The organism is Cyanobium sp. BA20m-p-22, from assembly GCF_024346275.1.
Taxonomy (GTDB): Bacteria; Cyanobacteriota; Cyanobacteriia; order PCC-6307; family Cyanobiaceae; genus Cyanobium_A.
On the sequence record NZ_JAGQCQ010000175.1, the window covers coordinates 1 to 7739 of the forward strand.

Consider the following 7739-nt stretch of genomic DNA (forward strand, 5'->3'; position numbering starts at 1 on the left):
ATCAAAGGTGCCGGAATCCTTGCCCGGGCCGCAGAGGCGGATTGGTCGATCGGGCCAATCCAGGTTCACCTGGTTCCAGCGGGTCACCTTGCCGGTTGCCTGCCGGTTCCAGAGCCGCCCCAACTCCTGGGTGGATATCCGGGAAGCCCAGCTGTTCTTTGGATTCACCACCACGGTGATCGCGTCGAAGCCGATCGGCAGCTCCAGAAAGGACACTCCCTTGGCAGCGCAGGCCTTGAGCTCCTTGGCACTGATCGGGCGGGAGGCATTGGCCATAACCAGCTGCCCACTGCAGAACTGGCGGAAGCCCGCCGAGGTGCCCGTCTCCTTGAGCTCAAAACGCACCTGGCGGTTTGCGCCACCCTTCTGGTACGCCTCAATCGCGGTTTGAACCACGGGGAACACGGTGCTCGAGCCGCCGATACGCAACGGCTCCGGCGCCGCCTGCGCAACTGAGGGCAGCTGAGACAACAGCGGCGTCAGCAGCTGTGACAAAAGCAGCGGAGCGAAAAAAGTCAGGATGGGGCGCATGACCTTGGCCATCACCCCAGAACTCTGGGCGACCGGGCGCTCAAAAGGGGTTAAGGCCAGGTTGTGCTTTGCAGGTTGGGCCCTCAGCGGGGGGCAGTCCAGTCTTGAAACCAACCACGGCGCCAGAGCCAATAGGCCTGAATCAAGGCCACCATCGCCATTAAAATCAGGGCATAGAGATATCCATAACGCCAGCTGAGTTCGGGCATGGCGGCAAAATTCATACCGTAAATACCACCGATGAAGGTGAGGGGCGCAAAAATACTTGTAAGGATGGTGAGCGTTTTCATCACCTGGTTCATACGGTTGCCCACGCTGGCTGCATAGGCCTGGGTGATCGCATCGCACTGATGCCGCAATAGCTCGCAATTTTCAAACAACAGCTCCACCAGCTCTGCCATCTCCTGAAAGCCCACCAGGGCCTCATCCCCCAGCAGCTGTTGCCGCTGGCGCAGCAGCACCCTGATCTGGTGGCGCAGGGGCCACACCTGGTTGCGAATCGTGCGCAGGTTGCTGCGGTGCTCAAAGGCCCGGGTCAGCAGCTTGGGCTTGGGGTCCCGCAGGGCCGCCTCCTCCAGGTCGTCAAGGCGATTGGCGATCTGCTCCAACATCGGAAACAGCTCATCGAGCAGTTCATCCACCAGAAAGTGGAGGATGTCATCTAGATCCCGGTGTTCCGCCGCTCCCACCCGGGATTCCAGCCAGGCGGTGAGCGCCGGAAACGACTCCCCGCTCGGAGCCTCTTCAAAGGTAATTAGGAGATTGGGCAGCAGCAGCAAGCCCACCTGGGAACTGAGCAGGTGCAGGGGATCCCGGGCAAAGCTGAGCCGATGCAGCACCACGAGCAGGGCCCCATCCAGCCCATCGACCCGGGAGCGCTGCGGCACCTCCAGCAAGGGGGGCAGCAACATCGGAGGCACCTGGAGCACCTCCAGCATGGCTTCCACCTGCCGCCGATCCGCAAGACCCATCACCCGCAACCAGATCGGATCGCCGCGCCGGTGGAGCTGGGCGAGCTCTTGGCAGGATTCCAGCGGCACCAGCCGCGGCCCTTCCCGCTCAAACAACACGGCGCTGAAGCAGCTGCTGTGCCTGCCCCCTTGCACATACAGGTGGGCCGGCAGGTTGGCGGGGCGCTCCTCGAGGAGGTGGGAATTCAGAGCACCAGGGGTGGGGCGCAGCACGGCGAGGGGGGTGGGGGAGCCAACCAGCGGTTGAGCACCTGGCCGCCACCCACAATGCTGGCCTGGAGCAGCAGGCACAGCACCACCTGGGGCAACCAACCAGCGGAGGACTGGTCCATGGCAAGGAGTCACAGCAGTAACCGATCTTCGAACCCGCAGCAAAACCGGTTCGTGCCCCAGGCCACACCAGCTGGGGTCTTCACCGGTTCTTAATTAACGCCTCCCTAATATTGGCGAGTCTGTTTTGATGCCTGTGAGCCCTGCCAGATCGGGTAAATCCGGTGCCCCTGCTCCGGAGCCGGATTCGGCGCTGAACGCCCTGGCTTCACCGATGGAAGCCCATTCTGCATATCACGGCGACGACTGGAGCCCCCAGCGGCTGGTGTTCCACCAGAACCTCGAATCCTTCGCCGAGCGGGTGGGGCTGGTGGTGGGCCTGCAGAGCAACGGCAAGGTGAGCCAGGAACAGGCCTATGGCCAGATTAGGCGAATCTGGAAAGAGCTCAAGGAGAGCAAAGATGCCCTGCTGAATTCGACGAAAGAGAATGGCTAGGCCCTTGGTTTAGAGTTAGTCATACGGTTTGATCCGGCTTGAACAGCTTGGCCCGCCTACCGCTGGTGTTTCACGACCAGCAGGCGGTTGTGGATACCGCCCCCCAGGGATTGGCGACCAAGCTGGCCCAGCACTTCCCGGTGCTGGAATTTGCGCCCCGGGATGCCCGGGCCAATCCCTTCCTGCACCGGGCCAGCACCGCCAAGGCCGGCGAGCTCACCCTCACCTCCGGCTACACCAGCCCGATCCATGGCTGCATCGGCGAAAACCCCGGCGTGGGTGCCATCAACATCTGCTACGCCGGAGGCGCCGCCTACACGGTGGACGGCCACAGCCACAGCATCCATGGCGAGGCGCCACTGTATTTCAATCCCGGTTTCGCTTACAGCTACAACACCGATCACTACAACGGGCTGGTGCTGCATGTGGATCTCAAACGCCTGCAAACCACCGCCGCCACCATCGGCGGAGTGGGAATCTCGGAGCGTCGCTTCGCCGCCGATCTGCAGCGCCCCCAGGTGCTCTCGCTGCGGGGGGAGCGGCAGCGCGAACTGCTCGGCACCCTGCACCGAGCCTTTGCCCTGCTGGATGCACCGGGATTGGAACAGCAGGGCGAGCTGGGGCTCCTTCAGCTCGACGACCTCATCTACCGGATTCTGGCCCTGGCTCTCTGCCCCCAACTGGCGCAGCAGTCTCTGAGCGGCAACCAGCGCGGCGATTTCTCCACAAGACAAAGGATCTTTGAGGAGTTGCTGGAGTGGATCCAGGCCAATCTCCGCTCACCCATCAGCCTCACCCAGCTGGAGCAGCGCAGCGGCTACTCCCGGCGCAACCTGCAGCTGGCCTTCAGCCAGCGCTTCGGCTGCGGCCCCATGCAATGGATTCGGCGCCAACGCCTCGACCTGGCCAGGCAACAGCTGCTCAAGCCCGGCCCCGGCGACAGCGTGGCTGGGATCGCGGCCAGGTTTGGCTTTGCCAGCCTCCCTGCCTTCAGCCGCGACTTCCACAGCGTATATGGCATCCGTCCATCCGAGCTGCTGCGGGAGGGCAGGCGGGTGCATGGCTGAGGGGCCAGTGACCCCGGCGCCAGGGGTGGTTCTGGCTGTCAACGCCGGCAGCTCCAACCTCAAGCTCAGCCTGCTCGATCAGCAGCAACGGCCCCTCCAGCAGCACCAATGCCCTTTGGGCAAGGGCGAGCTCGAGCTGCCCGGGCCGGTCGCCCACTGGATCAAGGAGAAGCTGGCGCCCTGGCAGGGCCGCATCCAGCTGGTGGTGCATCGGCTCGTGCATGGCGGCGACGCCTACCGCACGGCCACCCTGCTGACCCCGGCCGTCATCCGGGACCTCAGCCAACTGATTCCCCTCGCCCCGCTCCACAACGGGCCCGCCCTGCAACTGATCAGCTGGCTGCAGACCGTCCTGGAAACTCCGCCCCAATGGGTCTGCTTTGACACGGGCTTCCACAGCACCCTGCCCGCCCAGGCCAGCACCTACGCGATTCCCGAGGCCTGGCGCGCCTCCGGCCTGCGGCGGTTCGGCTTCCACGGCCTCAACCACCAGCACGTGGCCGAGGTGGTGCGGGTGCCCCTTTTGATCAGCTGCCATCTGGGCGCAGGCTGCTCCCTGTGCGCCATTCGCGATGGGATCAGCATTGCCACCACCATGGGCTTCACCCCCCTCGATGGCCTGGTGATGGCCACCCGCTGCGGCTCCCTCGATCCCGGTGTGCTGCTGCACCAACTGCGGGCTGGGCTCACGGCCCAGGAGCTCGAGCAGGCCCTCAACCACCAAAGTGGGCTGCTGGGGCTCTCCGGGCTGAGCGGCGATATGCGAATCCTGCGGGAAGCGGCGGCAGCCGGCCACGCCGGCGCCCAGCTGGCCATCGGCGTATTTCGCCACCAGTTGCTGCAGGGAATTGGGGCGATGGCAGCTAGCCTCGGCGGCGTGGATGCGATCGCCCTCAGCGGCGGCATCGGCGAGCACGATGGGGCCCTGGTGGAGGAACTGCGGCAGGCGCTCGGCTGGCTCGGCCCGCTCAAACTGGTGCAGGTCGCCGCCGACGAGGAGGGCCAGATGGCCAGGGCCTGCCTGGCAGCGAGCGCTAGGGACGCACCCGGGAGTTGCTTTTGATGCCGGGCATGAAGCGCCGCTCGTGCTGGGCGCCGGTGAGCATGCGGTTCCAATAGAGGGAGGGCAGCAGCCTGCGCTTGACCCACCACATGCTCCAGCGCTCCTTGGTGGGATCAAGCGGGAAGGAGGGCACTGGCTGCTGGTCGTAGTTGAACTCGGCCATGATCGCCGTGCCGTAGCCAGTGATCAGCGGGCAGCAGCTATAGCCGTCATAGGCCGCCGCCAGGGATTGGCCGTCGAGCAGTGCCAGCAGATTGGCCACCAGCACCGGCGCCTGGCCGCGCACCGCCGCTGCGGTTTTGGAGTTGGGCAGGCCACTGACATCGCCCAGGGAGAACACATTCGGGTGACGCAGGTGCTGCAGGCTGAACTTGTCCACCTCCACAAACCCGCTCGGCGCCGCCAGCGGGCTGCTCGCAACCACATCGGGAGCCGCCATCGGCGGGGTCACATGCAGCATTGCGTAGGGGACGACCTCCTCGCGACTGCTCTCCCCCTCACTCACACGGAACACCGCCTCCTGGCTGGCCGCGCGCACCTCGGTGAGCACGTGGTTGTAGCGGGCATCGATGCCCTTGCGCGCCACCACCTCCCGCAGCGGCGCCGCATAGGTGGGCACCCCGAAGATGCCTGGGGTGGCGGTGGCATAGATCACCCGGGCCTGCAGACGTTTTTTCGCGAACAGATCAGCCGCGAGATAGGCAATCTTCTGGGGCGCGCCCGGACACTTGATCGGCATCGACGGACAGGTGAACACTGCCTGGCCTGCCCCGGCTTGCCCTGACCCGGCTTGCCCTGACCCGGCTTGCCCTGACCCGGCTTGGCCGCCCTTGAAGGCCCGGATCGTTTCCCAGGTGTAGGCGGCGTGATCCTTGCTGTAGTTGCTGCAGACTCCACCGTGGCCCAGGGCCTCCGGCAGACCCTTGACCTTGTCCCAGCAGAGCTTGAGTCCGGTTGCCACCACCAACACCCCGTAGCTGAGCGTGGCGCCTGCAACGGTGCTGAGCCGGTTATTCACCGGATCAAAGCCGGCCACCGCGTCCCGAATCCAGTGCACGCCTGCGGGAATCAGGTCGCCCTCGGCGCGGCGGGTCTCCTCGAAGCTGAACACCCCAGCCCCCACCAGGGTCCAGCCGGGTTGGTAGTAGTGATCGCTGCAAGGTTCCAGGATCGCCACATCCAGCGATGGCCTGGCCCGCTTGAGCTGGGCGGCAACGGTTATGCCGGCAGCCCCGCCGCCAACAATCAGAATCTGGTGGTGGACCATAAAAAAGGCTGCCGGTTCAGCTCGGGCTGGGTGCCATTTACCTGATCTATTAGGCAGGGACCCAATCCCTGCCAGCCTGTCACCTTGCGACAGATCATCTCCCCGTTTCCGTTCGCGATGTCCAGCCAGCGGCTCAGCCTGCGCCAACCCGATGACTGGCATGTGCACCTGCGCGACGGAGCGATGCTGCAGGCGGTGGCCAGGGCCACGGCGCGCCAGTTCGCCCGGGCGATCGTGATGCCCAACCTCAGCCCGCCGGTCACAACCGTGGCGGCGGCGGCGGCCTACCGCCAGCGCATCGCCGCGGCCCTGCCCGATGGCTGCGATTTCCAACCCCTACTGACGGCCTATCTCACTGATGCGATCGACCCTGCCGAAATCACCCTGGGCTTTGGCGAGGGCGCCTGGGTGGCCTGCAAGCTCTACCCCGCTAACGCCACCACCAACTCCGCCGCCGGGGTGACTGCCATCGAGGGCCTCACCCCGGTGCTCGACACCCTCGAGCGGATCGGCATGCCCCTGCTGATCCACGGCGAGGTAACCAGTCCCGATATCGACATTTTTGATCGGGAGGCGGTATTCATCGAGCGCCACCTAGAGCCCCTGTTGGGGCGCCATCCGGGCCTGAAGGTGGTGCTGGAGCACATCACCACCATCGATGCGGTCGATTTTGTGCGCACGGGCCCGGCCAACCTTGCTGCCACGATCACGCCCCACCACCTGCACATCAACCGCAACGCCATGTTTGCCGGCGGCCTGCGGCCCGACCTCTACTGCCTGCCGGTGGCCAAGCGGGAACTGCACCGCATCGCCCTGCGGGGCGCCGCCACCTCCGGCAATCCGAAGTTCTTCCTGGGCACCGATTCCGCACCCCACGCCCGCACTGCCAAGGAAGCGGCCTGCGGCTGCGCTGGCATTTTCAATGCCCCATTTGCGCTGGAGAGCTACGCGGCGGTGTTTGAACAGGAGAACGCCCTGGAAAAACTGGAGGCCTTCGCCTCGGAGTTTGGACCCCGTTTCTATGGGCTACCGCTGAACCCCGGCCAGATCAGCCTGGTGCGCGAGCCGCTGGAGGTGCCCCGCCAACTGCATCTCAACGACGCGGCCGGCACCGCCGTCGAGCTGGTGCCCTTCCATGCCGGGGAAACCCTGCCCTGGCGGCTTCAGCTTGACGCCCCGATCGCGCCGAGGTGATAGCAGGCCCGCTCCAGGTGCTGACTCACCCGCCGTAGCCAGCGAATCGCCTCCAGCCGGGCCGTGCCGGCATCGAGGTCGAGTTCACCCCGGGCCACCGCCGCCAGCACCTCCTGGCGGTAGGGAGCCACGCGGCGATGCAAGGCCTGGGCGCTGGCGCTGGCCAGGTCGCTGGCTTGGGGCCAGCGGCCCTGTTGCACCAACTCGGGCAGCTGGTCCAGGGTTTCCAGCAGCAGGCTGCGCTCGCTGCCCAGGCCTGCGCTGGTGGCGGCAGTGCGCAGGCGGTCTTGGTCCTCCTCACAGCGCTCATGCAGGCGCTGCAAGTGATCCAGGCCATGCAACAGGTGTAGAAGCGCCTTGCCAGGCTCCACCACCACCCCCTCGGCCTGCACCGGCGAGGGAGCCGGAGCCAGATGGATCTGGTCGAGGTAGAGCTCGAGTCGGTCCAGGTCGGCCTGGAGCACCACCAGGCGCTGGGCGCTTTGGCCGAGCCTGCCATTGCCGAGCCCATCGCGCAGCAGCTGGAGCAGTTCCAGCAGGCACGGCTCCAGGGAGTGGCGGGCCTGGCTGATGGCGGCGGCGGGATTGGCGGGAGGCGTGTCGGCCAGATCGTCGATCAGGCGGCCCTCCCCCGGCCGCACCAGCCGCCGGATCAACGCGGCGAAAGGCGCCGTGAATGGCAGCACCAGCAGCACGCCGAGCAGGTTGAAGCCGCTGTGGAAGGCGGTGAGGCCAAATTCCGGGTCCCGCTCGATCAGGGCCGGCCAGCCCAGCCGCAGCAGGGCCAGGTAGGCAGGCAGCAGCAGAAAGGCCCCGACCGCTGTGAACAGGTTGAAGATCACGTGGGCCGCCGCCGTGCGGCGGGCGCTGAGGCTGGCGC

The 7739-nt window shown here is 66.0% G+C and carries 8 protein-coding genes and 1 pseudogene; 4 read left to right on the plus strand and 5 right to left on the minus strand.

Annotation, left to right across the window (positions count from 1 at the left end):
- The 3 genes from KBZ15_RS14300 to KBZ15_RS14310 all read right to left on the minus strand — a co-directional run.
- Window positions 1-543 (minus strand): substrate-binding domain-containing protein (locus tag KBZ15_RS14300; protein ID WP_255015882.1); only part of this gene is annotated, 543 nt, incomplete at its 3' end.
- A 71-nt stretch (window positions 544-614) separates the two neighbouring features.
- Window positions 615-1715, minus strand: coding sequence for a magnesium/cobalt transporter CorA (gene corA, locus KBZ15_RS14305; protein WP_255015883.1), 1101 nt, complete (start codon window positions 1713-1715; stop codon window positions 615-617).
- Complete coding sequence (locus KBZ15_RS14310) at window positions 1688-1834, minus strand: hypothetical protein (RefSeq protein ID WP_255015884.1); 147 nt, start codon at window positions 1832-1834, stop codon at window positions 1688-1690. Before KBZ15_RS14310 ends, corA begins: the two co-directional genes overlap by 28 nt.
- Window positions 1835-1962: 128 nt before the next feature.
- On the opposite strand from KBZ15_RS14310, the gene KBZ15_RS14315 reads away from it, so the two are divergent.
- The 3 genes from KBZ15_RS14315 to KBZ15_RS14325 are packed head-to-tail and all read left to right on the plus strand — an operon-like array spanning window position 1963 to window position 4398.
- Window positions 1963-2268 carry a hypothetical protein gene (locus KBZ15_RS14315; protein ID WP_315859900.1) on the plus strand — a complete coding sequence of 102 codons (306 nt, stop codon included), beginning with the start codon at window positions 1963-1965 and terminating at the stop codon, window positions 2266-2268.
- Between the two features lie 38 nt (window positions 2269-2306).
- A complete protein-coding gene (locus tag KBZ15_RS14320) occupies window positions 2307-3335 on the plus strand; it encodes an AraC family transcriptional regulator (RefSeq protein ID WP_255015885.1) in 1029 nt (342 codons plus the stop codon).
- Window positions 3328-4398, plus strand: a complete 1071-nt coding sequence (locus KBZ15_RS14325; protein ID WP_254932336.1) for an acetate kinase — start codon at window positions 3328-3330, stop codon at window positions 4396-4398. The genes KBZ15_RS14320 and KBZ15_RS14325 overlap by 8 nt, the downstream gene beginning before the upstream one ends.
- Here the strand turns inward: KBZ15_RS14325 and KBZ15_RS14330 are convergent.
- Window positions 4370-5665, minus strand: coding sequence for an FAD/NAD(P)-binding oxidoreductase (locus KBZ15_RS14330; protein ID WP_255015886.1), 1296 nt, complete (start codon window positions 5663-5665; stop codon window positions 4370-4372). The two genes, KBZ15_RS14325 and KBZ15_RS14330, sit on opposite strands and share 29 nt — an antisense overlap.
- A 117-nt stretch (window positions 5666-5782) precedes the next feature.
- Here KBZ15_RS14330 and pyrC point away from each other — a divergent pair, with 117 nt between their 5' ends.
- Window positions 5783-6859, plus strand: coding sequence for a dihydroorotase (pyrC, locus tag KBZ15_RS14335; RefSeq protein WP_255015887.1), 1077 nt, complete (start codon window positions 5783-5785; stop codon window positions 6857-6859).
- Here pyrC and KBZ15_RS14340 read toward each other — a convergent pair.
- A pseudogene (locus tag KBZ15_RS14340) lies at window positions 6829-7739 on the minus strand (Na/Pi cotransporter); the annotation flags it as partial. The gene pyrC and the pseudogene KBZ15_RS14340 overlap by 31 nt on opposite strands.

Coding starts and splice junctions, on each gene's coding strand:
- pyrC (WP_255015887.1), top strand. CDS start 5,783: ATGTCCAGCCAGCGGCTCAGCCTGCGCCAACCCGATGACTGGCATGTG.
- KBZ15_RS14325 (WP_254932336.1), top strand. CDS start 3,328: ATGGCTGAGGGGCCAGTGACCCCGGCGCCAGGGGTGGTTCTGGCTGTC.
- KBZ15_RS14310 (WP_255015884.1), bottom strand. CDS start 1,834: ATGGACCAGTCCTCCGCTGGTTGGTTGCCCCAGGTGGTGCTGTGCCTG.
- KBZ15_RS14315 (WP_315859900.1), top strand. CDS start 1,963: ATGCCTGTGAGCCCTGCCAGATCGGGTAAATCCGGTGCCCCTGCTCCG.
- KBZ15_RS14330 (WP_255015886.1), bottom strand. CDS start 5,665: ATGGTCCACCACCAGATTCTGATTGTTGGCGGCGGGGCTGCCGGCATA.